The following is a 23,202-nucleotide window of genomic DNA, read 5'->3' on the forward strand; positions in this document are numbered from 1 at the left end:
GGGCCCTACGCGGGGCGTGGGGGCCTCCCGGCGGCCGGTGCGGACAGCCGGTCCACCCGTGTCATCGGCCCGTGTCGGACGGGGCGGGCGCCGGCTGCCCGCCCGGCCGGTGCGCCGGGCGGGGGTCGGCGGGGCGGACGGCCCGGAAGGAGGCCCGGTAGGCGAGGGGGCTCACCCCGACGGCGCGTTGGAAGTGGCGGCGCAGCGTGGTCGCGGTGCCCATGCCGCAGCGGGCGGCCACCTGCTCCACGGTGGCGTCGGTGCCCTCCAGCAGCTCCCGGGCCAGGCCCACCCGCTGGCGGTGCAGCCACTCCAGGGGGCCGGTACCGGTCTCGGCGTTCATGCGCCTGGCCAGGTGGCGGGGGCTCAGGCCCGCCCGGTGGGCCAGGTCCGCCACGGTCAGCGGCCGGTCCAGGCGGGTACGCGCCCACTCCAGTGCCTCGCCCAGGCCGTCGCGGGTGCGCGGCACCGCGGGCGGCGCGATGAACTGGGCCTGTCCGCCGGGCCGGTGGGCGGGGGCGACCAGGCGGCGGGCCAGCCCGTTGGCCGCCGCGGTGCCGTGGTCGGTACGCACCAGGTGCAGGCACAGGTCCAGCGCGGCGGTCTTGCCCGCCGCCGTCAGCACCCGGCCGCCGTCGGTGTACAGGACGTCGGCGCGCACGTCCACGCGCGGATGGCGCCGGGCCAGCTCGTCGGCGTGCATCCAGTGCGTGGTGGCGGGTCGCCCGTCGAGCAGTCCGGCGGCGGCCAGCACGAAGGCCCCCGTGCACAGCGACACGATCCGCCGCCCGGCCCCGTGGGCGGCGCGCAGCGCCTCCAGGAACCGGGGGTCGGGGGCCTCCAGGGGCCGGTGGGAGGCGGTGACGACCACGGTGTCCACCCCGGCCAGGTCCTCCCAGCGCAGTGCGGGCACCCCCGGCAGCAGCGGCGCGGCGGCCCCGTCGGGGGTGTGCGCGCTCAGCCGGTATCAGCCGCCGCCGGGGGACAGGTCGGAGCGGTCCACCCCGAAGACCTCGGCGGCGATCGCCGTCTCGTAGGGCATGGTGTGCTCGTGCAGGGCGATCCCGACGGTGTGCATGTCCGAAAGTGTACGCAGGGCGTCGGATCGGACACTGGTCCGCCGTCGTCGGGGGGCCGAGGATGGGGGCATGAACTCCTCCAAGACACCGCCCCCGGGCGGAAAGGTGCTGGTGTACGGGGCCTACGGGCACACCGGGCGGTTCGCGGTGGCCGAGCTGGCGCGGCGCGGGCTGGAGCCGGTCCTGTCCGGGCGCAGCGCGGAGCGCCTGGCCGGCCTCGCCCGGAGCCACCCCGGGCTGGAGGTGCGCCCGGCGCCGGACGCCGCGGCGCTGGCCCGCGCGGTGCGGGGCACGGCGGCGGTGGTCAACACCGCCGGGCCGTTCCTGGAGACGGCGGAGCCGGTGGCGGCGGCCGCCGTGGCGGCCGGGGCGCACTACCTGGACGTGAGCGCCGAGCAGCCCGCGGCGGCGGCCGTGCTCGCCGGGTACGGTGCCGCCGCGGCCCGGGCCGGGGTGGCGGTGCTGCCGGCGATGGCGTTCTACGGCGGGCTGGCCGACCTGCTGGCCACCGCGGCGGCGGGCGGCGGTCCGGTGGAGGAGGTGACCGTGGCGGTGGGCCTGGACGGGTGGCGCCCCACGGCGGGCACGCGCATCACCGGCGAGCGCAACACCGCGCCCCGGCTGGTGGTCGAGGGCGGCGCGCTGGTGCCGCTGGATTCGGTCGGGCCCGGCGGGCGCGCCTGGGACTTCCCCGAACCGCTGGGGCGGCAGATGGTGGTTCCGCTGCCCTTCTCCGAGGTGGTGCTGCTCCACCGCCACCTGGGGGCGGACCGGATCCGCTCCTACCTCAACGAGGGCCCGCTGGCCGAGCTGCGCGACCCCGCCACCCCCGGGCCCGAGGCGGCCGACGGTACGGGGCGGTCCGCGCAGCGGTTCGCGGTGCAGGTGCGTGTGTCCGCGGGCGGGGAGCGGCGGTGGGCCTCGGTCTCGGGCCGGGACATCTACGCGGTGACCGCGCCGCTGCTGGCCGAGGCGGTGGTGCGCCTGCTGGACGGGCGCGCCCGCGCGGCGGGGGCGCTGGCCCCGGGGGAGGCCTTCGACGCCGCGGACTTCCTCGCGGCGCTGGCGCCCGACCCGCTGGACCTGTCCCTCCCCCCGGCCTCCCGCTAGCCCGCGGGCGCCGTGGTCGGGGCGCCGCACCGCTCCGCCCGACCCGGGCGGAGCGGTGCGGCGGGGATGCCCTCGGGGCGCTCGGTGCCCGGCCCGACGGGGTCCGGATCGGGGCGCGGTTCCCCGAGCGGCTCCTACGGGTGCTCCACCCCGGTCGACGGGCCGCCTGTCCTGTTCCCGTGCACCGGGGCTCTTGCGCGGGTGCGCGGCGCACCCGTTCCCGGTCGGCCCCGCCCGCGGCGGTCGCCGTCCGGCCCCGGCGGCCGAGACCGGTCACGGGGCGTGCGGCCCGGCCGCCCCGGACACGGGGTCTCGCGCCGGGGCCGCGCCGTCCACGCGGCCCCGGCGCGGGGGTCAGGCCCTGTCGGAGCCGTCGGAGACGGCCTCGGGGGCGGGGGTGGTCTGCGACAGGGTGCGCGGGCTCTCGCCGTTCAGGGCGGTGTGCACGCCGGCGGCCACGGACTCGATGCTGTCCACGCCGTACTGCATGCCGTCGTTGCCGTCGGTGAGCACGACCACGTCGTAGTCGCCGGCCGGGGTGCCGGCGAACCCGCCGATGCTGTTGATGCGCCAGGTGTCGGTGTTGTCGTAGGGGAGCCAGCCGTTCTTGACGTGGACCCGCGCGTCGGCGGGGGCCCCGGCGGGCACGCCCCAGCGCTGGGAGTCGACGACGTCGCCCATGAGGCCGCGGGCGTAGTCGCGCTCGGCCTCGCCCAGGACGTCGTTGTCGGTGCGCAGCAGCTCCAGCAGGGTGAGCTGGTCGTGGACGTTGATCTTCATCAGGCCCACGTACCCCTCGGGGTGCAGGACGGTGCCGTCCATGCCGGCCAGGTCGAGGAAGTGCTGGATGCGGGCGGGACCCAGCTGGTTGCGCAGCTCGACCGCGGAGTCGTTGCCCGACACCGTGATCATGTCGGTGGCCAGCTCCCTCTCCCGGTCGGTGAGGTCGCGGTCCTCGTCCATGGCGCTGCGCAGGAGCGCTCCCAGGACGATGACCTTGCCGACGCTGGCGGCGTCGAAGTCGGTGTCGGCGCCGAGCTCGCAGACCAGGTCGCCGTCGAAGGCGGAGACGCCCACGGCGATGGTGCCCTCGCGGGCGTCCACGGCCTCCAGGATGCCCTCCTGGAGCTGCGCGGCCAGCTCGGGGCGGGTGTCGGAGGTGCAGACGGGGGCGTCCGCGGTGTCGGCGGAGGCCGCCGGGGGCAGGGCGACGGCCAGACCGCCGGCGAGCAGGGCGGTGAGCGCCGCGGCGGTGCCGCGTCCGGTGTTCGTGCGGGCGATGGACGTCATGTGTCTCCTCTGGGTTGCGGGAGCCGGGTCGAGGGGGACCTCCGGTGCGGGACCCGTGGCCACAGGGCCGATGATCGGATGATGCTGCGCGGGGGTCGTCGGGTCCGGGCGTCGTGCCGGGCCCCCGTGCGGTGGCCCCCACCCGCTCGGGCCCGTGGCCGGGAACCGCCGGAAACGCGTCCGGCCGTCGGACCGCATTCTCCTTTTCACGGCCGCCCCCGGTTTTCCTTCGTCCTTTTTCCTGCGGCGGGAGGTCCCCGTTCTCGCCTTTTCCGCGGAAAAGGCGCGTCGTGCACTGCTTCCGTTGCGCCTGTGGGCGCCGCGGCGTTCGCATCCTGTCGGGCCTGCGCGGGGGAAGTCAACTCTTCCCGGGGCGCGTGTGCGGGTTACGCGTGGAGAAACCGGAGTTCGGGGCGTTGTGCCTCCGCGGCGTCCGAATGTGACAATCGAAACAGGGGGATTTACCGCGCGAAGGTAATATCCGGCGCACGCCAGGCATGGGCAGGGACGACGCCGGAAGGTGGCGGGCGGCGCCGGGCCGGGTGCCCCGGTGCGCGCCGCCCGGCGGGGGCGGCGCGCACCGGGGGCGCGGGGGCCGGGTCAGGGGGCCGGTTCGACCAGGGACTTGAGGCGGCCCAGGTGCTCGCGCCAGGACTCCTTGGCGCGGGCGGCCGACGCCGCGTCGGCCAGCCGGGACTGCTCCACCGCCACCGACACCCGGTCGCCGCCCCGGTCGGTGAGGTAGAGGACGACGCGGGTCCCGTCGCCCGGGTCGGCGGTGACCCTGCGGGGCGGGGTGTGGGAGAGCACCGCCAGATCCGTGCCCTGGAGCCAGCGCTCGCGGACCTGATCGTGCACCAGCGCCGCGAAGACGTCCTCCAGCGGCGCGCGCACGGTCTTGGAGGCGCTCGCGGTGTACCCGTCCGCGCGCCGGCCGGGGACGCGCATGCCGCGCTCCTGCTCGTAGGCGACCGTCAGCGACTGCGCCCACCAGCCGCCCACGCCGTGCTCCTGTACGAGGTGGGCGGCGATCTCCCGGTGGGAGCGGGCGGTGGCGCCCCAGGCGTCCAGCCGGGCGAACCACGTGTCGTAGCCGTGTCCGGTGCGCTCGCGCACGGCGTCGGAGGACACCCGCGCCCGCATGGGGGCGGTGGGCGCGGCGGGGGAGGCCCCGTGGGCGTCGGCCGCCGCGGCGGGTCCCGCACCGGGGCGCTCCCCCTCGGGGACCAGGTGGGCGCGGGCCGCGGTGTAGCGCTCCCCGGTCTTGGCCATGCGGGAGCGGACCCGCTGCTTGAAGGACTTGTTCCTGGTCATGACGGCTCCTCGGCGACAGCGGCCGACCCACGCTCGTCCGCCCCGCCGGCAGGGCGCATCAGACCGGCGTCCCGGGGACCCGAGGTCCCCTTTGCCCCCTCTCAGCCGGCGGCGTGGGCGCCGGAACCGGGGGTTGGGCGCGGGACGGCGCCGACCCCCAGGATACCCCTGTCCCGGGCGTTCCTCCAGGCCCCGGCCGCCCCTGTGGACGACCGCACTCGGGTGGACGGCCGCGGGCACCGGGGAGGCGCCGCCCGGGCCCCGGCGGCCGGACCGGCCACCGCCACACCCGCGGCCAGGGGCCGCCGGGCGCAGGCGCCCGCCCGCCCCTGGCCGGGCGGCCTAGGCGGGCCGGGGGTGCACCTCCCCCGGGGCCGGGGTGGGGCCGGGGGAGGCTCAGGGTCATCCCCCATGGATTTCCGACCGCCCGTGTTAGATTCTGGCCATGCAGTCAAAAAATGAGCCAGACGGTCAGAAGCGGTCCTTCATCGAGGAGGCCCGCAGGGCGCAGATCATCGCGGCGGCGGTCCAGACCATCGCCTCGGTGGGCTTCCCCAAGGCGTCCCTGGCGCGGATCGCCGCCACGGCGGGGATCAGCAAGGGCGTCATCTCCTACCACTTCGCGGGAAAGGACGAGCTGATGGACCAGGTGGTCGTCACGGTGTACACCGACATCGCCGAGCACCTGCTGCCCCGGCTCGCGGAGAAGGACACCGCCACCGACATCGTCCGCGCCCACGTGATGGGCGTGGCCGAGTACGCCCTGGCCAACCCGGAGCGGATGCGCACGATCACCGAGATCTTCGTGCACGACCGCGACGCCGAGGGCGTCCCCCGCTACGGGGCCCTGGCCGCCGAACCGCTCTACGAGTCCCTGGAAACCCTCTACCGGGAGGGCCAGGCGAGCGGGGAGCTGCGCGCCTTCGACCCCCGCGTCATGGCGGTCACCCAGCAGGCGGGCATCGACGCGATGTTCGGCTACTGGATGGCGCGCCCCGACACCGACCTGCTCGCCCACGCCCGTGAGCTCGCCGACCTTTTCGTACGCGCGGTACGGCCCGACTGAGCCGCGCCCCCCACACCGAGGACAGCCCATGTCACAGCACGCCCCGCCGGCCCCGGCCGCCGAACCCGCGGGGGCGCCCCGCACGCGCCTGCACTACATCGACAACCTGCGGGTGGCGCTGACCGTCCTGGTCGTGCTCCACCACGCGGCCCTGACGTACAGCAACATCCCGGTCTGGTTCTACCTGGAGCCGGCGGGGGACGCCACGGCCGGCCTGCTGGACGTCTTCATCGTCCTGAACCAGACCTACTTCATGGGCCTGTTCTTCCTGCTGTCGGGCTACTTCACGCCCGGGGCCGCGGACCGCAGGGGCGGGCGCGGGTTCGTGCGCGAGCGCCTGGTCCGCCTGGGGGTGCCCTTCCTGCTGTTCGTGCTGCTGGTGCGGCCGGTGCTGATGATCCCGTCCTACCAGGGCGCGGTGGCCGAGGGCCTGGCCGCAGACCTGCCGTTCTGGCTGTTCGCGATCGTGGCCTACGACCCGGGCCCCATGTGGTTCGTGGAGGTGCTGCTGGTCTTCGCGCTGGCCTACGCGCTGGTCCGGCGTCTGCGCCGGGACCGCGCGGCGACCGCCGTGCCCCGCCCCGCCGACTCCGCGCCGCTGCGCTGGCTGTGGCCGGTGGCGGGGTTCACCCTGGCCCTGGCCGCGGTGTCGTTCCTGTGGCGGTGGGTCAACCCGGCCCCGTACTGGCCCGTCCTGGGCCTGCCCAGCCCCGACTACCTGCCCCAGTACCTCGCCCTGTTCGCCGTCGGGATCCTGGCGTTCCGCCGCAACTGGTTCACCCGCCTGCCCGGCGCGGCCGGGTGGTACGGGGCGGCCACCGCCCTGGCGGGCCTGGCCGCGTACTTCGTGGCCCAGGGGGCGCTGGGCGGTCCGCTCGCGCTGCCGGGCACCCCGCAGGCGCTGGTCCTGCTGGTGCTGGAGACCGTCCTGTCGGTGGGGACGATGCTGGCGCTGCTGGTGTTCTTCCGCCGGTTCGCCACCGGGGGCGGGCGCCTCTCCCGGTTCCTGTCGCAGAACGCCTTCGCGGTGTACGTCCTGCACCCGCTGGTGCTGGTCGGCGGCGGGGTGCTGCTGGCCGGGTGGGAGGCGCCCGCGGTGCTCAAGTTCCTGGGCCTGTCCGCCCTGGCGGTCCCGGCCTGCTGGGCGCTGGCCGCTGCGGTCCGCGCGCTCCCGGGGGCGCGGCGCGTGCTGTGAGCCCGGGGTGAGGGGGCCGTTCCGTCCGGGGCGGCCCCTTCGCCGTGTCCGGCGGGGCGCCGGCCGCTAGGGTGCGGGGGTCGATACCCCCTCGGAAAGGACCCGCGTGGCCACCCAGAAGGAACGCATGCTCGCCGGCGAGCTCTACCAGGCCGACGACCCCGAGATCCAGGCCGACGTCCTGCGGGCCGAGCGCCTGATGGAGCGCTTCAACAACGCCCCGGTGGACGACCCCTCCCGCCGCGAGGCCCTGGCCGCGCTGCTGGGCGAGCTGGGCGAGGACGCCTGGATCCGGCCCCCGCTGCGGGTGGACTACGGCACCAACATCACCTTCGGGCCGCGCTCGTTCGCCAACTTCGGCGCGGTGATGCTGGACGTGGCGCCGATCCGGATCGGCGCGGACGTGCAGATCGGCCCGAACGTCCAGCTGCTCACCCCCACGCACCCCGTCGAGCCGGGGCCGCGCCGCGACAAGTGGGAGGCGGCCGAGCCCATCACCATCGGCGACAACGTGTGGCTGGGCGGCGGCGTCATCGTCTGCCCGGGGGTGAGCATCGGCGAGAACACGGTGGTGGGCGCGGGCGCCGTGGTCAGCCGCGACCTGCCCGCGAACGTGGTGGCGGTGGGCAACCCCGCGCGGGTGATCCGCGAGATCGACCCCGACTCCTGAGCACGGCCGGGGCCGGACGGCGCCGGCCGGCCCCGGAGCCGCGGGCGGGGGCCGTCCCCCGGTGTGGCGCCACCGGGGGACGGGGTCGGGGATCCCGGGTCAGGGGGCCGCGGGGGAGGGTTCGCCGGTGGCGAACTGGGTGCGGTACAGCTGTGCGTAGCGCCCGCCCAGCGCCAGGAGCGCGGCGTGGTCGCCGCGCTCGGCGATGCGCCCGTCCTCCACGACGAGGATGGTGTCGGCGGCGCGGACCGTGGCCAGGCGGTGGGCGATGACCAGCGCGGTGCGCCCCCGGAGCGCCTCGGACAGGGCGGCCTGGACGGCGGCCTCGGAGGTGGAGTCCAGCGCGGAGGTGGCCTCGTCCAGGATGACGACCTCGGGGTCGCCGACCAGCAGCCGGGCGATGGTCAGGCGCTGGCGCTCCCCGCCGGAGAAGCGGTAGCCGCGCTCGCCCACGACGGTGTCCAGCCCGTCGGGCAGGGACGCCACCAGGTCCTCCAGGCGGGCGCGGCGCAGGGCGTCCCAGACCTCGGCGTCGGTCGCTCCGGGGCGGCCCAGGGTGAGGTTGGCTCGGATGCTCTCGTGGAAGAGGTGGCCGTCCTGGGTGACCATGCCCAGGGCGCCGCGGACGGAGGCGAACGACAGCCCGCGCACGTCCCGCCCGCCCAGGCGCACGGTGCCGGAGTCGGGGTCGTACAGGCGGGGCGCGAGCTGGGCGATGGTGGACTTGCCGGCGCCGGAGGAGCCGACCAGGGCCACGGTGGTGCCGGGCTCGACGGTGAAGGACACCTCGTGCAGCACCTCCCGGCCCGGGGACGGGTCCAGGGCGGAGACCTCCTCCAGGGAGGCCAGGGACACCCGGTCGGCGGCGGGGTAGGTGAACGAGACCCGGTCGAACTCCAGGGAGGTCGGCCCGGGCGGCAGGTCGGCGGCGCCGGGGGCCTCGCGTACCAGCGGTTCCAGGTCCAGGACCTCGAAGACCCTGCTGAAGGCCACCAGGGCGCTCATGACCTCCACGCGGGCCCCGGCCAGGGCGGTCAGGGGCGCGTACAGGCGGGTCAGGAGCATGCCCATGGCCACGACGGTCCCGGCGTCGAGGTTCCCGGCCAGGGCGTGGTGGCCGCCCAGCCCGTAGACCAGCGCCAGAGCCAGCGCCGAGACCAGGGTCAGGGCGGTGAAGAACACCTCCTGGACCATGGCGGTGCGCACGCCGATGTCGCGGACCCGCCCGGCCCGGCGGGAGAACTCGGCGGACTCGCGCTCGGGGGAGCCGAAGAGCTTGACCAGGGTGGCGCCGGGCGCGGAGAAGCGCTCGGTCATCTGGGTGCTCATGGCGGAGTTGTGCACGGTGCGCTCGCGCTCGATGCGGGCCAGGCGGGCGCCCATGCGGCGGGCGGGGTAGACGAACACGGGCAGCATCACCAGGGCGGCCAGGGTGATCCACCAGGACAGGGTGAGCATCACGGCCAGGGCCAGGACCAGGGTGACGAGGTTGCTGACCACGCCGGACAGGACGCTGCTGAAGGCGCGCTGGGCGCCGATGACGTCGTTGTTGAGGCGGCTGACCAGGGCGCCGGTGCGGGTGCGGGTGAAGAACGCGACCGGCATGCGCTGGACGTGGTCGTAGACGGTGGTGCGCAGGTCCAGGATGAGGCTCTCGCCGAGCCCGGCGGACAGGCGCCGCACGACGAGGCCCAGGGCGGCCTCCAGCAGGGCGACGGCGGCGATGAGCCCGGCCAGCAGCAGGACGGTGCGCGGGGCGCCGCCGCCGACGATGGTGTCCACGACCCGGCCGGCCAGCAGCGGCGCGGCCACCGCCAGGACGGCGACGGCCACGCTCAGCGCGAGGAACCAGGCCAGGACGCGGGAGTGCGGGCGGGCGAAGGCGGCGATGCGCCGCAGGACCGGGAGGGAGAAGGGGTGCCGGTCCTCTCGGGCGTGCATGGCGTGGTAGATCGAGTTCCACGCGGCCATCTCCATGCTCATGGCGGGGTCACCGGTTCCGTTCGTGGTGGGCGGACACCGGGAACGCTATGACCTCAACCAATGTTGAGGTCAATCCGGGCGCGCCGCTCAGCCGACGGTGGCGCCCAGCCCCTCCAGGGCGCCGGTGAGCCACAGGCCCTGGCGCAGGAGCAGGAAGCCGGCGATGCCCACGATCCAGGGCAGCGCCCCGCGCCCGCCGGACTCCACCTTGGCCCGCCACCGCTCCAGGCGGGGGCGGGCCCGCTCGCCCAGGGCCCGCAGGCCCAGGTAGAGGAGCACGCCCGGCAGGACCATGACGAGGTTGTAGGCGGCCAGCACCGGAAGCCAGACCAGGGGGGAGGGGTCCGCGGCGGTCAGGAGCGCGATCGCGCCGAAGTAGGGCAGCGCGGTGGCGCCCTCCAGGACCCCGGTCCCCAGGCCCAGGGCGACCATGGCGCCGGTGCGCAGGGAGGCCGGGCGGCGGGGGCGCGGCCCGGTGGACATGAAGAAGGAGAACACCAGGGCGCCGCCGCCGGCGACGGTGAGGACCCAGCCCAGGGCGGTGTCGTCGAGCAGGCCGCCGAGCCGGTCCAGGGCGAACCCGAGGCCGAGCATGAGCGCGCAGCCCAGGGCGAGGTAGAAGGCCGCGACGGTGCCCAGGTAGGCCAGCAGCGGGCGGGCCACCGAGCGCGACCCGCTCAGGAGCACGTACAGGGAGACGCCGATGACGGCGGGGCTGAGGGTGTCCAGCAGGGCCAGTCCGGCGACCGGGACCAGGACGTCCAGGGGTAACACGGGGTCCTCCTCTTATTTCTCACGGCTGTGTTAAATAAAATAACACAGATGTGCTAGAAAGGGGGCATGCCCAAGATCGTCGACCACGAGGAGCGGCGCCGCGCGCTCGCCGACGCCCTGTGGCGGGTCGTCACCTCCCAGGGCCCGGCCGGGGTCTCCATCCGCTCCGTCGCCGCCGAGGCGGGCTGGTCCCCGGGGGCGCTGCGCCACTACCTGCCCACCCGCGAGGAGCTGCTGCTGTTCGCGATGGACCTGTCCGAGCAGCGGGCCGTGGAGCGTATCTCCCGCCTGCACGAGCACCTGGCCCCGGACCTGCCGCTGTTGGAGCGGGCGGCCCGCTACGCCGAGCAGCTGCTGCCGCTGGACGACGAGCGCCGGGCCGAGTACCGCGCCTGGGAGTCGGCGGGGATCCTCAAGGAGCAGGACCGCGACCGCGACCGCCGCTGGCAGCAGCAGCTCGGCCTCTACCGCCGCCTGGTCGCGGCCCTGGCCGGGGTCGACGTGGGCGAGGAGCCCGAGCGACCCCACCCCGACCCCTGGGTGGAGGAGTGGTCGGCCCACCTGCACTCGATCGTGGACGGCCTGGCCCTGCAGCTGATGGTCACCCCCGACTCGACCGACCCCGAGGACTGCCGCCGCATGCTGCGCGCCTTTCTGGCCCGGGTGGCCGAGGCGGCCTCCTACCGCGACGGCGCCCGGCCGCCGGGCGCCGGGAGCGGGTGAGCGCGGGGCCGCCCTCCCCCTCTCCGCGGGGCCGGACGGCCCCGCGCCTTGGGAGCCCTCGGCGGGCCCCGTGCGGCCCTGCGGCTCCGGGGCCCGCCGCGTGGCGGACCGGTGCCCGGGCGCTCCGCGCCCGTGTGCTCCGGGAGAGCGGAGGCGGCAGGCCCGCCCTCAGCCGGTGTAGAACCCGGTGAGCAGGGAGCCGAGCGCGGCGGGGTCGGGGACGTGCCCGGCGACGTCGAGCGTCGCCCGCCGCCCGTGGGGAAGGGCGTGGGCCGCGGCGTCGGCCGCGGCGGCGAAGAAGCCGGCGGGCAGGCCCGCGGAGCGGGCGTCGGCGGTCACGCCGGTGGTCAGGAGCACCGGCCGGGTCACGGCGGCCAGCCGTGCGGTGGGGGGCGGGCCCTCGCCCAGGCAGGCGGCGTCGTAGCGCAGCGTCGGCGCGAGCGCCCGCAACGCCGGCCAGACCGGCGCGGCCCCGGCGGCGGCGATGTCGTCGTCGGTCGAGCCGGCCAGGCGCATGAACAGCCGCAGCGCCCCGTCCCGGTCGCCTGCGTCGAGCGCTGCGGCGAGGTCGGCCTTGTAGGCGCGCCAGGCGGCGAGCATGTGGTCCCCGAGCAGGTACGGGACCTCGTGGACGGCGATCCGGTCGACCGGCAGCCCGGCCGCTGCCGCTTCCAGGGCGAGCGCTCCGCCGGAGGAGGCGCCGAACAGGTGCGCGCGCCCGCCGGCCGCGTCGATGACCGCGGCGAGGTCCTCGACCTCGCGTTGCACCGCGTACGGCCCGGTGTCGCCGCTGTCGCCCCGCCCGCGCCGCCGGTAGGAGACGACGGCGAACGACTCCGCCAGGTGCCGCCCCAGGGGGAGGTTCTCGGTGCCGTCGTCCAGCCCGCCGCCGACGAGCACCACCGCGGGGTCCTCGCCGCCGAGCCGGTCGTACCCGATGGCGGTGCCGTCGGCCGATGTCACGTGGGGCATGGTCCGCTCCTTCGTCTTTTGCTCCTACTCTAGGAGTCACCAGTGTCAAAACAGAAGTAGACTGTTCCGGTGCGTACCTATCGCGACCTGTGCGGGATCGCCCGGGCCCTCGACGTGGTCGGGGAGCGCTGGGCGCTGCTGGTGGTGCGGGAGCTGGTGTTCGGGCCCAAGCGGTTCGCCGACCTGCACCGCGGGCTGCCGGGCCTGAGCCAGAACGTGCTGACCCAGCGGCTGCGGGACCTGGAGGGGGCCGGCGTGCTGGCCCGGCGGCGCGCCCTGCCGCCGGCCGCCGGCCTGGTGTACGAGCTGACCGGGCGCGGCCGGGACCTCGAACCGGTCCTGCTCGCGCTGGGTCGCTGGGGCGGCGCGCTGAGCCCCGGGCCGGAATCGGCCGACGAACTCGGCCCGGACGCCCTGGTGGTCGCGCTGCGCACGACCTTCGTCCCGGAGGCGGCCGCGGGGGCGGACGGGACGGTCCGGCTCGAACTCCCCGGCGACGCGTTCCTCCTCACGGTCCGCGACGGGCACCTGAAGGCCGAACGGGGGACCGGGCGGGCCGACGCGGTGCTCAGCTCCTCCGTGCGCACGGTCCAGGACCTCGTCTTCGACCGCAGGCCCCTGGACGACGCCCTCCGCAGCGGCGACGCACGCGTCGAGGGGGACTCCGCCCTCCTGGCCCGCTTCCTCGCCGCCTTCGACGACCACCGCGCCCGCTAGCCGGCCGGACGGGGCCTTTGGGCCCCGGTGTGACGGGGGTCCGGTTCCGGGGCGCCGGAGGCGGGCCGTTAGGGTGTGCCCGACGAGACCACCACCGGGGGAGGCACGGGTGACGACGGACGGCACGGAGGAGACCACCGGCCCGGACCCGACCTACCGCCGCGCCGGGCGGGCCGACATACCGGCCCTGGTCGACCTGGTCAACTCGTGCTACCGGGGCGCCCCCTCCCGCCAGGGCTGGACCACCGAGGCCGACCTGCTGGACGGCCGGCGCGTGGACGCCGCGTCGATGGCCGTGCTGCTGGAGCGCACCGACACCCTGGTCCTGCTCGCCGAGTCCGGGGACGCCCTGGTGGCGTGCTGCGAGCTCCGGCGCGGCGTCAACGGCGCCTACTTCGGGATGTTCTCGGTGCGGCCCGACATCCAGGGCGGCGGCCTGGGGCGGCGGGTCCTGGCCGAGGCCGAGCGCACCGCCGCCCGGGAGTGGGGCTGCCGCCTCATGCGCATGAAGGTCCTCAAGCAGCGCCCGGAGCTGATCGCCTGGTACGAGCGGCGCGGCTACACCAACACCGGGCGCACCGAGCCCTTCCCCTACGGCGACGAGGCCTTCGGGCTGCCCCGCCGCGACGACCTGGCGTTCGTGGAGCTGACCCGCGAACTGCCCGCCTGAGCGGGGTCAGTCCCCCTCGGGCGGGGCCTCCAGGTTGGCCGACATCCGTTCGAGGACGTCGACCGCGTCCCGGTACTCCCGGTCGCCGATCCCGTGGGTGAGGCGCTCGCGGGTGGCCTGCACCCGGGCGAAGAGGTCGTCGTGCGCCCGGCGGCCCGCGGGGGTCGTCTCCAGGGCCACCAGGCCCTGGACCCAGCCGCGCCGGCGCAGCTCCTCCACGGCCGGGGCGACGCTGACCTCGCTCTCGTCCAGGAACGCGGCGAGCCTGCGGTCCAGGTCGGCCAGGGTGCCGGGCTCCTGGTGCAGGGAGTGCAGCACCTGCCAGTGGCGGCGACCCAGCCCCTCCGAGGCCACCGTCCGGTCGAAGTCGTTCTCGATGAGCCGGTCCAGGTGCTTGAGCCAGTAGCCGATGGGCAGGTCCGACATGTTCTCTCCCCCTGGAGACCTCTGCGTACTATCGACACCGCGAAAGATACATCTTCAGCGTGGCGGTGTCTTCCCCCGCCATGTGTCCTACCCGCCCGCTAACGTGCCCGGCATGTCCGACGCACCCGCCCCGCTGCGCGTCCTGCGCGGCGACGCCACCGCTCCCCGGGCCGCCGGGCCCAAGATCATCGCCCACGTGTGCAACGACCGCGGGGGGTGGGGCCGGGGGTTCGTGCTGGCCCTGTCGCGGCGCTGGCCCGAACCCGAGCGCGACTACCGCGCCTGGCACCGCGACCGGGCCCGCAACGGCTTCGCCCTGGGCGCGGTGCGCCTGGTCCGGGTCCTGCCCGACACGTGGGTGGCCAACATGGTCGGCCAGCACGGCACCCGGCGCGGCAGCGGCGGCCCCCCGGTGCGCTACGAGGCCATCGCCGCGGGCCTGCGCACGGTGGCCGGCCACGCCCTGGAGCTGGGCGCCACCGTGCACATGCCGCGCATCGGCTGCGGCCTGGCGGGCGGCAGGTGGGAGCGGGTGGAGCCGCTGGTGCGCGAGGCCCTGTGCGCCCGCGGCGTCGCCGTCACCGTCTACGACACGGACTGAGCCGCGCGCCCGTGACGCGGGGCCGCCTCCGCGCGCGGTGTCCGGTGGCGGCACCGCGCGGACCCGCCACCGCCGGACCGGCCGCCCGGGGCGCGGTGGCCCCGCAGGTCGGGCTCCCCCGGGGGTGAACGTCCCGGCGGCGCCCTCCACGGTGGTCCGCTGCCCGGTGCGGACGCGCCCCGGTGGACCGCGGGGCGCGGATCACCGCCGGGAGGCCGTATTCCCGGGCCGCGGGGGCGGCGCGGCTACCCGCGGGCGGTCGGCTCCGCCGCCGGGCTCCCGGGGGAGTCGGGGGAGCCCTCCGGCGGCGGGACCGGGAAGGGGGCGAACTGCTTGGTGGCGAGCAGGACCACGACGAGCACGAGCGGCACGATCCACCCGCTCCAGCCCAGGACCGTCGCCTGGGTGGTGTCGACGTGCTCCCCGGCCCGGGCGAAGACGAGGTAGCTGCCGGCCGCCCCGTTGAACGCCGCGTGCGCGAGCGCGGCGGGCCACACCGAGCCGGACCGGAGCCGCAGCCAGCTGAAGACCGCCCCGACCAGGATGCACATGAGGATCATCGCGCTCATGGCCAGCCAGCCCGGAGCGTCCGGGTAGTTGTAGCCGAGCAGGATGAGCGGGGCGTGCCAGGCGCCCCAGATCACGCCCGAGACGAGCAGGGCCGGGATCGTGCCGAGCGGCATCAGCTTCGGCAGCAGCCAGCCGCGCCAGCCGAGTTCCTCCCCCAGCGCCGGGAGGAGGTTGATGAATGCGGCCGTGGGGAGTGCGGCGAGCTGGAGGATCACGAGCACGCCGATCGGCATCGGGATCTCGGCGCCCCCCGTCTGCCCGTCGAGCATCTCCCGGAAAGCGGAGAGCCCGGTGAAGTCCGCCGGGTAGACCCCCAGCAGCGCGCCGACCGGGAGCGCCGCCAGGGCCAGCGCGATGGGGACGGCGATCCCCAGCGCGGCGTAGCCCACCAGCCGCGGGAGCGGCTTGAGCGGCCGCAGGCCGAGCACCCGCGCCCGGTGCCGCGGCCGCTCCACGAAGAACACGACGACGAGGGCGGCGATCGCCGGGGTCGCCATCATGGCGACGGCCACGACCGGGAACCAGGGGCTGGCCAGGCCGTCGCCGAGCCAGAGCGGAAGCGCGACGAGCCAGGCCAGCGCGAACGCCAGGACGGTGAACAGGCCGACGGAGCGCAGGTCGCGGGCGCTCATGCGGGGCCCGCCCGGGGTGGTGGGCGCGTCCGGTGCGCCCGCGGGTGCGCCGGTCACGACTCCCGCCCCCGCTCCAGGATGTGCAGGCCGGCGATGGTGCCGTCGTCGCGGAACGCGATCCGCGCCGTGTAGTCGCCCGCCTCCAGCGAGAGCGGCGTGTTCGTCACCGTCACGTCCCCGGCCCGGGCGACCTCGGGTTCCCCGTGCCCCTCGAAGGCACCCGACAGGCCCACGATCTGGGCCCAGGCGGCGGAGAGCGCGTCCTCGGACAGGCCGTCGCGCATGGCGGGGTCGAACTTCCCGGTGACGCGCGACCAGCGCCCGGCCGTGAGGTCCTCGATCACCGAGGCGGCCAGGTCGGCCGCGCCGGTGAGTGGCGTGGTGTTCATGGGTTCTCCCGTTCTGGGGTCGATCGGCTTGCCGTAGCGCTGGAACGCGGCCTGGCGGGTCACGCCGAGCGCGTCCCCGATCACCTGCCACGTGACTCCGTTCCGCCGCGCCTGCTGCACGACGGCGCGCACGACGTCGTCGGCGGCGGCCTGCATGTCCACGGCGCGCGCGATCGAGCCGGTCCAGTCGTCGTCCCGCCCCAGGACGCGTGCCGCGAGGAACGCGTCCAGGTGGGTTTTCAACGCCCGCAGCGCATCCGTCAATTTTCCTTGCACGTGTAAAGGTTAGCTTCACAAGCGGGTCATGCGCAAGGAGAGCTTGACAAGATCGGTCCGGGCGGCGCCCGGACAGGGGTCCCCGGCGCCGGTTCCGCGCGCCACGGGCGCGCGGCTTCCCCGCTCCGCGCAGGGGGTGGGGCGGATCGCCGGGCCGCCCGGGGCCGGAGCCCTCCAGCGCAGGTCGCGCGCCCCGGCACGGGCCCCGCAACACGGACGCCCGGCCCCTGCCTGGGACCGGGCGTCGCACCGCGCGGGGCGCGGGAGCGGGGTCAGCCGTGCCGGGCGGGCTCCAGCACGAAGACCGGGATGTGCCGCTCGGTCTTGGCCTGGTAGTCCGCGTACGGGGGGAACGCCGCGACCGCGCGCTCCCACCACTGGTCCCGCTCCTCGCCGGTGACCTCGCGCGCGGCCATGTCGGAGCGGGCGGGCCCGTCCTGGAGTTCCACGCGCGGGTCGGCCTTGAGGTTGAAGTACCAGACGGGGTGCTGCGGGGCGCCGCCGAGCGAGGCGACGACCGCGTAGCGGCCCTCGTGCTCGACCCTCATCAGCGGCGTTTTGCGCAGTTTCCCGGACTTGGCGCCGACGGAGGTCAGCACCACGACCGGCATGCCGTTCAACGTGGTGCCCTCGGTGCCGCCGGAGGACTCGTAGAGCTCCGCCTGCTCGCGGGCCCGGGTGGAGGTGCTGGGTTCGTATTCACCGTGCAGAGGCATGGCCCCAGTCAAACAGCGGGACCGGCCCCGGGAAAACACCCGGCCCGTGTGTCGGGGCCGGCGCCCCGGTGTCCGGGATCACCCCCGGAACCGGCCCCGCGGCCCGGCTCCGCGCTTGACCCCGACGCAACGTCGGGGTCTTTCCTGGTCCCATGCCGCTCAAGAAGACCCTGGTCGTCTCCGCCTACCTCTCCTCCCACCTGCTCAGCCTGCTCGGCAACGGCATCGCCGCGGTCGCCCTGCCGCTGATCGTGCTCCAGACCACCGGCAGCCCGCTGGGCACCGCCGCGCTGGCGACCGCCACGGCGGTCCCCGCCGTCCTGGTCGGCCTGCTCAGCGGTGTGGTGATCGACCGGATCAACCGCCGGACCGCCTCGGTCGTCTCCGACGTCATCTCCGCCGCCTCGGTCGCCGCGCTGCCGCTGGTCGACATGGTGTGGGGCCTGAACCTGACCTGGTTCATCGTGCTGGGCATCGCGGGCTCGTTCGGCGACGTGCCCGGGATGACGGCCCGCGAGGTGCTGGCCCCGATGGTGGCCCGGCACACGGGCCTGGACCTGACCCGGGTGGTCGGCCTGCGCCAGACCCTCACCTCCGCCGCCCTGGTGGTGGGCCCGGCGCTGGCCGGCGTGCTGCTCGCCGCCTTCGACGCCGCCTCCGTACTGTGGATCACCGCGGCGACCTCGGCCGCCGCGGCCCTGCTCACCCGGACGCTGCCGCGCACGCTCGGCGAGGTCGAGGGGGAGCGGCCGCCCCGCCGGCCGGTCCTGCGCGAACTAGGGGAGGGCGTGGCGGTGGTGGCGCGCAGCAGGTTCCTGCTCGGCACGTCGGTGCTGCTCATCGGCCTGGCCGTGGCCCTGGGCGGCCTCCAGGGCCTGGTGATGCCGCTGTACTTCGACCTCATCGACCGCCCCGACCTGCTCGGCCTGGTGCTGACCGCCCTGGCCGCGGGCATGCTGGCCGGTGCGGCGCTCTACAGCGGCGTCGGCCGGCGCCTCTCGGTGCGGGTCTGGCTCACGGCCGGGTTCGTCACGACCACCGCGGGGTTCCTGCTGATGGCCTCCCTGCTCTCCCCGGCCGCGGTGTTCGCCGGAGCCGCCGCGCTCGGCGTGGGCAACGCCGTGGTCGGCGCGGTCATCGGGGTGCTCCAGATCGAGCGCACCTCCGCCGCGGCGCTGGGCCGGGTGCTCAGCGTCAAGACCGCCCTGCTCATGGTCGCCGCACCGGCGGGGATCGGCCTGGCCGGCCTGGTGGCCGAGTACGGTTCCCCGATACTGGCCGGGCTCGCCGTCGCCGGGGTGTGGGTCCTCGTCCTGCCCGCCGTGATCGCCTCGCGCGCCCTGCGCGGCCTGGAGCCGCGCGCACCGGAACCGAAGGAGCCGTCCCATGCTCAGCAGTGAGCTCGCCGCCCTGGCCGGCGTCACCGTCCGCACGCTGCGCCACTACCACCAGATCGGGCTGCTGCCCGAGCCGCCGCGCTCGGCCGGCGGGTACCGGCGCTACGACGTGGGCCACCTGGTCCGGCTGCTGCGCATCACGCGCATGGCCGCCCTGGGCGTGCCGCTGTCCGCGCTGCCCGAGGTGCTGGACGACCCGGCCGCCGCGGAGGCGCTGCTCGACGAGCTGGACCGCCAGGCCGCCGCCGAGGTCGAGCGCCTCCTCGCCCGCAGGGCGGGCATCGCCGCGCTGCGCCGCAGCGGCACCCCTCCCGACCTGGCGCCGGAGATGTCGTCCTGGCGCACGGCACCCGAGACGGAGATGCCCGAGGACATGGCGCGCTACGAGCACCACCTGCTGGTCCTGATCGGCCACCTGCTCGGCGAGGGCGGGGCGCAGGAGTTCGCCGCGCTGTTCGACGGGGCGCAGGAGGCCCTGGCGGCCGCGGCGCCGCTCACCACGCGCTTCTACGACCTGGGCCCCCACACCCCGGAGCAGGAGGTGGAGGCGCTGGTCGACGCGCTGGTCTCCCACCTCGAACCCGTGGTGGCGCACCTGGCCGACGCCGCGCCGCTGGACGAGCGGGGCGCGGCGCTGATGGACCAGCTCAACGAGCAGACCCTGCGCCCCGTCCAGCACCGCGTCATACGCCGTGTCCAGCAGCGGCTGGTCGGGACCGGGGACGCCTGAGCGCGCCCGGGGGCCGGCCCCGGGCCGCGTGTGACCCGGAACACCCCGCGCGGCCTTGAGTCCGACGCGACGTCGGGGAGTGGACTCGAAGCCGTACACGACCCACGACACCGAGGACCCGCCATGACCGCACCGTACGCACCGATCACCGTCGAAGAGTTCTTCTCACCGCCGACCCGCAGCCGCGCCGTGCTGTCCCCGGACGGCACCCGGGTCGCCTACCTCGCCCCCTGGCGGGGGCGGCTCAACGTCTTCCTGCGCGAGGTGGACTCGGACTGGGCCGCCCCCGACGACGCCGAGGGCTCCGGCGCCCGGCGCGTCACCTCCCAGACCCGGCGCAACATCGACCTGTTCTTCTGGAGCGTCGACGGCCGCCACCTGCTGTTCCAGCAGGACGACGACGGCGACGAGAACTGGCACCTGTACCGCGCCGACCCGGACCGGCCCGGAGAGCCCGCCGTCGACCTGACGCCCTACGAGGGCGTGCGGCTGCTGGGCACCCAGCTTCCCGCCGACCGGCCGGGCACGGCGTTCGTGCAGCTCAACAAGCGCCGCCCGGACCTGATCGACCTGTTCGAGCTCGACCTGGAGACCGGCCGCCTGACCACGGCCGCGGAGAACCCCGGCGACGTCCTGACCTGGTTGCACGCCTCCGGGCGGCTGCTGGCGTTCACCCTGGAGGAGGACGGCGAGCACGTGCTCTCGGAGTGGGCGCACGGGGGGTTGCGCACCATCGCCCGGTTCTCCGGCTCCGACTTCCCCTTCGGCCTCACCCCGGCCGTGCCCACCCCGGACGGGAACGGGCTGTGGATCGGCTCCCCGCGCGGGTCCGACCGCACCCGCCTGGTCCGGGTCGACCTAGAGACCGGCGAGGAGGCCGGGGTCGACAGCCACCCCGTGTTCGACCTGGACACGCCCCGCCCCGAGGCCGACACGCGCTTCCCGTCCTCGCTGATCCTGCACCCGGTGACCGGCGAGCTGCTGGGGGCCCGCTACCTCGGCGCCCGCCAGGAGATCCACGCGCTCGACCCGCACTTCGCCGAGGTGCTGCCCCGGCTGGCCGAGCTGTCCGACGGCGACCTGGCCCACGTCTCCTGCGACACCGGGGCCATGCGCTGGGTGGTGGACTTCACCCACGACCGCGACCCCGGCGTCACCTGGTTCTACGACCACGGCACGGGGCGGGCGCGCCGCCTGTTCCGGCCCTTCCCGCACCTGGACCCGGCCCGGCTGTCCCCGGTCACGCCCGTCACCCTGACCGCCCGCGACGGGCTGTCCCTGCCCTGCCACCTCACCCTGCCGGTGGGCGCGGACCCGCGCGGCCTGCCCACCGTGCTGCTGGTGCACGGCGGCCCGTGGTACCGCGACAGCTGGAGCTACGACCCCGAGGTGCAGCTGCTGGCCGACCGCGGCTACGCGGTGCTCCAGGTGAACTTCCGGGGGTCCACCGGCTACGGCAAGGCGCACACCCAGGCCGCGATCGGCCAGTTCGCCGGACGCATGCACGACGACCTCCTCGACGCCCTGGACTGGGCGGTGGACCAGGGGTTCACCGACCCCGACCGGGTCGCGGTCTACGGGACCTCCTACGGCGGCTACGCCGCGCTGGTGGGGGCCGCGTTCACCCCGGACCGGTTCGCCGCGGCGGTCAGCTACACGGGGATGTCCGACCTCACCGACCTGGTCCGGTCGGTCGTCCCGTTCGCCCGCCGCATGGTCGCCAACAGCTACCTGCGCTACATCGGCGACCCGGACGTCCCGGAGCAGGAGGCCGACATGCTCGCCCGCTCGCCGATCAGCCGGGTCGACGACATCACGGCTCCGGTGATGCTGATCCACGGCGCCAACGACGTGCGCGTGCACCGCCGCAACTCCGACCGGGTGGCCGAGGCGCTGCGCTCGCGCGGCGCCGAGGTGGAGTACCTGCTGAACGAGAACGAGGGGCACTGGTTCCTCAACCCGGAGAGCAACATCGAGCTGTACGGGAGGCTGGAGCGGTTCCTGGCCCGGCACCTGGGCGGACGGACCTCCGGGGGCGCCTGACACCCGCGCCGTGCGGGGCGGCGGCGCCTCACCGCCGGGCGGCGTCCTCCCGGCCGGCGTCGCGCACCCCGTACCTGGCCTCCATCGTGGCCACCGCCTCGGCCACCGCGCGTTGGACCGCACCGGAGGAGGGGGACCAGTCCACGAGGAGCATACGCGGCCACAGGACGTAGTCGGCGATCATCCCGAGGAACTGCGTGGCCGCGGTGTCGGCGTCCTCGAACCGGGCCGTCCCCGTGTCGCGCGCGGCCTCCAGGTAGCGGCGCACCGAGGTGAAGTAGGGCATCTTGCCGAGGTCGAACTGGGCGCGGCCCAGTTCGGGGAAGCGCGGGGCCTCGGCGATGACGATGCGGTACAGGGACACCATGCCGGGCCGGGTGAGCAGGTCGGCGTAGCCGTTGCCGATGCCGGTGAGCCCGGCCCGCAGGTCCCCGGGGTCGGGTTCGGGGCGCTCGCCCCCTCCCGGGCGCCAGTACTCGGTGACGATGGCGTCGAAGAGCGCGGCCTTGGTGGGGAACCGCTTGAAGAGGGTGGCCTTGGACACCCCGGCGGACTCGGCGATCCGCGCCAGGGACGCGCCGCCGTACCCCTTCTCCAGGAACAGGCCGGTGGCGGCCTCGATGATGGCCGTCCTCTTCTCCTCGGCCACCCGCCGGTGGTACCTCGAAGGCTCCGTGGTCATGGCGCGAGTCTAGCCTTCAGGCGAGGCGAGTCACTTGACTCACTACTCGTGCGGGCCTACCCTTCGAGGTGAGTCAAGTGACTCGCCTCGCCTTACGTACACCAAGGGGGACAGCGTCATGGGACGCTTCGACAACCGCACCGTCCTGGTCACCGGGGGAACCGGCGGCATGGGGGCGAGCCACGTGCGGGCCTACCACCGCGAGGGCGCCCGCGTGGTCATCGCCGACATCGCGCACGAGGCCGGGCACGCGCTCGCCGGGGAACTCGGAGAGCGCGCGCTCTTCGTCCGCCTGGACGTCACCCGCGCGGACGAGTGGGACAGCGCCGTCCGGCGGGCCGAGGACCGCTTCGGCCCGCTCTCGGTCCTGGTCAACAACGCGGGCGTCCAGCACGCGCCGGCCCTGATCGAGGACACCGCGCCCGCCGTCTGGGAGCGCACCCTGGGCATCAACGTCACCGGCCAGTTCCTGGGCATCAGGGCCGCGGTCCCCTCCCTGCGCCGCGCCGGCGCGGGGGTGATCGTCAATATCGCCTCGACCATGGCCAACGGCGGAACCGCGATGTACGCGCCCTACGTGGCCAGCAAGTGGGCGGTGCGCGGCCTCACCCGCAGCGCGGCCCTGGAACTGGGGCGCGACGGCATCAGGGTCAACTCCCTCCACCCCGGCGTCGTGTCCACGCCGCTGGTCCACGAGCCCAGCGCACCGGGAGCCGTCCCCCTCTCCGACCTCTACTCGCCCGAGCCCTTCGCGATCCCCCGGCTCGGAGAGCCGGAGGACGTCACACGGCTCCTGCTGTTCGTCACCTCCGACGACGCCTCCTTCGCCACGGGGTCGGAGTTCGTCCTGGACGGCGGCCTGCTGCTGGGCCCGGCGCTGCGGCCCGAGCCGGCGGCGGCCTGAGGCGGGGGAGGGCTTCCCATGGAGGAGCGGGTGCGCCGCGCCCCGCGGGTGTCAGGACGGCGGTCGTCGGCCGGACATCCGCGGGGGTGCGCGCTCACCCGCTCACGTCACCGGGAGCGCGACCGCCCGGACCGGTCCTCCCCGGAGGCCGTCCGGGCCACGCCACGTCGTCGATCGCGAGCCACGGGGCGAGCGCCACGGCCGTGGGGGTACGCCCGGTGAACGACCTGACCTCGCGGTGGAGGTGGGCCTGGTCGGCGTAACCGCTCTCCC

Annotated in this window: 23 protein-coding genes; 12 read left to right on the forward strand and 11 right to left on the reverse strand. The window is 75.5% G+C overall.

What is annotated here, in order from left to right; translation table 11 throughout:
• Window positions 1-61 precede the first annotated feature (61 nt).
• A complete protein-coding gene (locus BUE45_RS00325; protein WP_342745968.1) occupies window positions 62-913 on the reverse strand; it encodes a GlxA family transcriptional regulator in 852 nt (283 codons plus the stop codon).
• 235 nt (window positions 914-1,148) lie between these two features.
• On the opposite strand from BUE45_RS00325, the gene BUE45_RS00330 reads away from it, so the two are divergent.
• The gene (locus BUE45_RS00330) at window positions 1,149-2,189 is read left to right on the forward strand and encodes a saccharopine dehydrogenase NADP-binding domain-containing protein (protein WP_073373733.1); all 1,041 of its coding nucleotides are present in this window, start codon (window positions 1,149-1,151) and stop codon (window positions 2,187-2,189) included.
• A gap of 354 nt (window positions 2,190-2,543) precedes the next feature.
• On the opposite strand, the gene BUE45_RS00335 is transcribed toward BUE45_RS00330, so the two are convergent.
• Both BUE45_RS00335 and BUE45_RS00340 read right to left on the reverse strand, forming a co-directional pair.
• A complete protein-coding gene (locus BUE45_RS00335) occupies window positions 2,544-3,479 on the reverse strand; it encodes a serine hydrolase (protein WP_073373735.1) in 936 nt (311 codons plus the stop codon).
• Window positions 3,480-4,079: 600 nt separating this feature from the next.
• Window positions 4,080-4,793, reverse strand: coding sequence for a DUF4287 domain-containing protein (locus tag BUE45_RS00340; protein ID WP_073373736.1), 714 nt, complete (start codon window positions 4,791-4,793; stop codon window positions 4,080-4,082).
• 445 nt (window positions 4,794-5,238) lie between these two features.
• Between BUE45_RS00340 and BUE45_RS00345 the strand changes: the two genes are divergently transcribed.
• The 3 genes from BUE45_RS00345 to BUE45_RS00355 all read left to right on the forward strand — a co-directional run bounded on the left by BUE45_RS00345 (window position 5,239) and on the right by BUE45_RS00355 (window position 7,724).
• The gene (locus tag BUE45_RS00345; protein WP_073373738.1) at window positions 5,239-5,859 is read left to right on the forward strand and encodes a TetR/AcrR family transcriptional regulator; all 621 of its coding nucleotides are present in this window, start codon (window positions 5,239-5,241) and stop codon (window positions 5,857-5,859) included.
• Between the two features lie 28 nt (window positions 5,860-5,887).
• The gene (locus BUE45_RS00350) at window positions 5,888-7,054 is read left to right on the forward strand and encodes an acyltransferase family protein (protein WP_073373740.1); all 1,167 of its coding nucleotides are present in this window, start codon (window positions 5,888-5,890) and stop codon (window positions 7,052-7,054) included.
• Between the two features lie 127 nt (window positions 7,055-7,181).
• Window positions 7,182-7,724, forward strand: a complete 543-nt coding sequence (locus BUE45_RS00355) for a sugar O-acetyltransferase (RefSeq protein WP_073375170.1) — start codon at window positions 7,182-7,184, stop codon at window positions 7,722-7,724.
• Between the two features lie 99 nt (window positions 7,725-7,823).
• Here the strand turns inward: BUE45_RS00355 and BUE45_RS00360 are convergent, their stop codons facing one another.
• Together BUE45_RS00360 and BUE45_RS00365 are read right to left on the reverse strand one after the other, a co-directional pair.
• Entirely contained in the window at window positions 7,824-9,707 is a 1,884-nt protein-coding gene (locus BUE45_RS00360) for an ABC transporter ATP-binding protein (protein WP_073373742.1), read from the reverse strand.
• An 87-nt stretch (window positions 9,708-9,794) separates the two neighbouring features.
• Window positions 9,795-10,481 carry a GAP family protein gene (locus tag BUE45_RS00365; protein WP_073373744.1) on the reverse strand — a complete coding sequence of 229 codons (687 nt, stop codon included), beginning with the start codon at window positions 10,479-10,481 and terminating at the stop codon, window positions 9,795-9,797.
• Between the two features lie 66 nt (window positions 10,482-10,547).
• On the opposite strand from BUE45_RS00365, the gene BUE45_RS00370 reads away from it, so the two are divergent.
• Window positions 10,548-11,204, forward strand: a complete 657-nt coding sequence (locus BUE45_RS00370; protein ID WP_073373746.1) for a TetR/AcrR family transcriptional regulator — start codon at window positions 10,548-10,550, stop codon at window positions 11,202-11,204.
• A 168-nt stretch (window positions 11,205-11,372) separates the two neighbouring features.
• Here the strand turns inward: BUE45_RS00370 and BUE45_RS00375 are convergent, their stop codons facing one another.
• Window positions 11,373-12,176: an alpha/beta fold hydrolase gene (locus BUE45_RS00375; RefSeq protein WP_073373748.1), complete on the reverse strand. Its 804-nt coding sequence runs from the start codon at window positions 12,174-12,176 to the stop codon at window positions 11,373-11,375.
• A 69-nt stretch (window positions 12,177-12,245) separates the two neighbouring features.
• Here BUE45_RS00375 and BUE45_RS00380 point away from each other — a divergent pair, with 69 nt between their 5' ends.
• On the forward strand, window positions 12,246-12,893 hold the full coding sequence (locus tag BUE45_RS00380) for a winged helix-turn-helix transcriptional regulator (protein ID WP_178378415.1): 648 nt from the start codon (window positions 12,246-12,248) through the stop codon (window positions 12,891-12,893).
• A 109-nt stretch (window positions 12,894-13,002) separates the two neighbouring features.
• Window positions 13,003-13,563 (forward strand): GNAT family N-acetyltransferase, encoded by a 561-nt coding sequence (locus BUE45_RS00385; RefSeq protein WP_073373749.1) that lies wholly within the window; start codon window positions 13,003-13,005, stop codon window positions 13,561-13,563.
• A gap of 6 nt (window positions 13,564-13,569) precedes the next feature.
• On the opposite strand, the gene BUE45_RS00390 is transcribed toward BUE45_RS00385, so the two are convergent.
• Complete coding sequence (locus BUE45_RS00390; protein ID WP_073373751.1) at window positions 13,570-13,989, reverse strand: MarR family winged helix-turn-helix transcriptional regulator; 420 nt, start codon at window positions 13,987-13,989, stop codon at window positions 13,570-13,572.
• Between the two features lie 112 nt (window positions 13,990-14,101).
• Here BUE45_RS00390 and BUE45_RS00395 point away from each other — a divergent pair, with 112 nt between their 5' ends.
• Window positions 14,102-14,590 (forward strand): macro domain-containing protein, encoded by a 489-nt coding sequence (locus tag BUE45_RS00395; RefSeq protein ID WP_073373753.1) that lies wholly within the window; start codon window positions 14,102-14,104, stop codon window positions 14,588-14,590.
• 245 nt (window positions 14,591-14,835) lie between these two features.
• Here BUE45_RS00395 and BUE45_RS00400 read toward each other — a convergent pair whose 3' ends face one another.
• The 3 genes from BUE45_RS00400 to BUE45_RS00410 form a co-directional block, all read right to left on the reverse strand.
• Window positions 14,836-15,792: a CPBP family intramembrane glutamic endopeptidase gene (locus BUE45_RS00400; RefSeq protein WP_073375172.1), complete on the reverse strand. Its 957-nt coding sequence runs from the start codon at window positions 15,790-15,792 to the stop codon at window positions 14,836-14,838.
• Window positions 15,793-15,845: 53 nt separating this feature from the next.
• Window positions 15,846-16,412: a DUF3887 domain-containing protein gene (locus tag BUE45_RS00405; protein WP_073375174.1), complete on the reverse strand. Its 567-nt coding sequence runs from the start codon at window positions 16,410-16,412 to the stop codon at window positions 15,846-15,848.
• A gap of 317 nt (window positions 16,413-16,729) precedes the next feature.
• Window positions 16,730-17,173, reverse strand: a complete 444-nt coding sequence (locus BUE45_RS00410; RefSeq protein WP_073373755.1) for a nitroreductase family deazaflavin-dependent oxidoreductase — start codon at window positions 17,171-17,173, stop codon at window positions 16,730-16,732.
• A gap of 152 nt (window positions 17,174-17,325) precedes the next feature.
• Here BUE45_RS00410 and BUE45_RS00415 point away from each other — a divergent pair, with 152 nt between their 5' ends.
• The 3 genes from BUE45_RS00415 to BUE45_RS00425 all read left to right on the forward strand — a co-directional run bounded on the left by BUE45_RS00415 (window position 17,326) and on the right by BUE45_RS00425 (window position 21,343).
• A complete protein-coding gene (locus tag BUE45_RS00415) occupies window positions 17,326-18,573 on the forward strand; it encodes an MFS transporter (RefSeq protein WP_073373756.1) in 1,248 nt (415 codons plus the stop codon).
• On the forward strand, window positions 18,560-19,300 hold the full coding sequence (locus tag BUE45_RS00420) for a MerR family transcriptional regulator (RefSeq protein WP_073373758.1): 741 nt from the start codon (window positions 18,560-18,562) through the stop codon (window positions 19,298-19,300). Before BUE45_RS00415 ends, BUE45_RS00420 begins: the two co-directional genes overlap by 14 nt.
• 123 nt (window positions 19,301-19,423) lie before the next feature.
• A complete protein-coding gene (locus BUE45_RS00425; RefSeq protein WP_073373760.1) occupies window positions 19,424-21,343 on the forward strand; it encodes a S9 family peptidase in 1,920 nt (639 codons plus the stop codon).
• Window positions 21,344-21,371: 28 nt separating this feature from the next.
• Here BUE45_RS00425 and BUE45_RS00430 read toward each other — a convergent pair whose 3' ends face one another.
• Window positions 21,372-22,025, reverse strand: coding sequence for a TetR/AcrR family transcriptional regulator (locus BUE45_RS00430; RefSeq protein WP_073373762.1), 654 nt, complete (start codon window positions 22,023-22,025; stop codon window positions 21,372-21,374).
• Between the two features lie 118 nt (window positions 22,026-22,143).
• On the opposite strand from BUE45_RS00430, the gene BUE45_RS00435 reads away from it, so the two are divergent.
• A complete protein-coding gene (locus tag BUE45_RS00435) occupies window positions 22,144-22,929 on the forward strand; it encodes an SDR family oxidoreductase (protein ID WP_073373764.1) in 786 nt (261 codons plus the stop codon).
• The last annotated feature ends 273 nt before the right edge of the window (window positions 22,930-23,202 follow it).

Origin of the sequence: Nocardiopsis flavescens, assembly GCF_900141985.1 — a bacterium.
In the GTDB taxonomy this organism is placed as follows: domain Bacteria; phylum Actinomycetota; class Actinomycetes; order Streptosporangiales; family Streptosporangiaceae; genus Nocardiopsis; species Nocardiopsis flavescens.

Excerpts from the sequence above, each read along its gene's own strand:
- BUE45_RS00340 (WP_073373736.1), bottom strand. The coding sequence starts at position 4,793 with ATGACCAGGAACAAGTCCTTCAAGCAGCGGGTCCGCTCCCGCATGGCC.
- BUE45_RS00375 (WP_073373748.1), bottom strand. The coding sequence starts at position 12,176 with ATGCCCCACGTGACATCGGCCGACGGCACCGCCATCGGGTACGACCGG.
- BUE45_RS00400 (WP_073375172.1), bottom strand. The coding sequence starts at position 15,792 with ATGAGCGCCCGCGACCTGCGCTCCGTCGGCCTGTTCACCGTCCTGGCG.
- BUE45_RS00335 (WP_073373735.1), bottom strand. The coding sequence starts at position 3,479 with ATGACGTCCATCGCCCGCACGAACACCGGACGCGGCACCGCCGCGGCG.
- BUE45_RS00395 (WP_073373753.1), top strand. The coding sequence starts at position 14,102 with ATGTCCGACGCACCCGCCCCGCTGCGCGTCCTGCGCGGCGACGCCACC.
- BUE45_RS00390 (WP_073373751.1), bottom strand. The coding sequence starts at position 13,989 with ATGTCGGACCTGCCCATCGGCTACTGGCTCAAGCACCTGGACCGGCTC.
- BUE45_RS00370 (WP_073373746.1), top strand. The coding sequence starts at position 10,548 with ATGCCCAAGATCGTCGACCACGAGGAGCGGCGCCGCGCGCTCGCCGAC.
- BUE45_RS00355 (WP_073375170.1), top strand. The coding sequence starts at position 7,182 with ATGCTCGCCGGCGAGCTCTACCAGGCCGACGACCCCGAGATCCAGGCC.
- BUE45_RS00425 (WP_073373760.1), top strand. The coding sequence starts at position 19,424 with ATGACCGCACCGTACGCACCGATCACCGTCGAAGAGTTCTTCTCACCG.
- BUE45_RS00410 (WP_073373755.1), bottom strand. The coding sequence starts at position 17,173 with ATGCCTCTGCACGGTGAATACGAACCCAGCACCTCCACCCGGGCCCGC.
- BUE45_RS00430 (WP_073373762.1), bottom strand. The coding sequence starts at position 22,025 with ATGACCACGGAGCCTTCGAGGTACCACCGGCGGGTGGCCGAGGAGAAG.
- BUE45_RS00435 (WP_073373764.1), top strand. The coding sequence starts at position 22,144 with ATGGGACGCTTCGACAACCGCACCGTCCTGGTCACCGGGGGAACCGGC.
- BUE45_RS00350 (WP_073373740.1), top strand. The coding sequence starts at position 5,888 with ATGTCACAGCACGCCCCGCCGGCCCCGGCCGCCGAACCCGCGGGGGCG.
- BUE45_RS00360 (WP_073373742.1), bottom strand. The coding sequence starts at position 9,707 with ATGAGCATGGAGATGGCCGCGTGGAACTCGATCTACCACGCCATGCAC.
- BUE45_RS00345 (WP_073373738.1), top strand. The coding sequence starts at position 5,239 with ATGCAGTCAAAAAATGAGCCAGACGGTCAGAAGCGGTCCTTCATCGAG.
- BUE45_RS00420 (WP_073373758.1), top strand. The coding sequence starts at position 18,560 with ATGCTCAGCAGTGAGCTCGCCGCCCTGGCCGGCGTCACCGTCCGCACG.
- BUE45_RS00330 (WP_073373733.1), top strand. The coding sequence starts at position 1,149 with ATGAACTCCTCCAAGACACCGCCCCCGGGCGGAAAGGTGCTGGTGTAC.
- BUE45_RS00415 (WP_073373756.1), top strand. The coding sequence starts at position 17,326 with ATGCCGCTCAAGAAGACCCTGGTCGTCTCCGCCTACCTCTCCTCCCAC.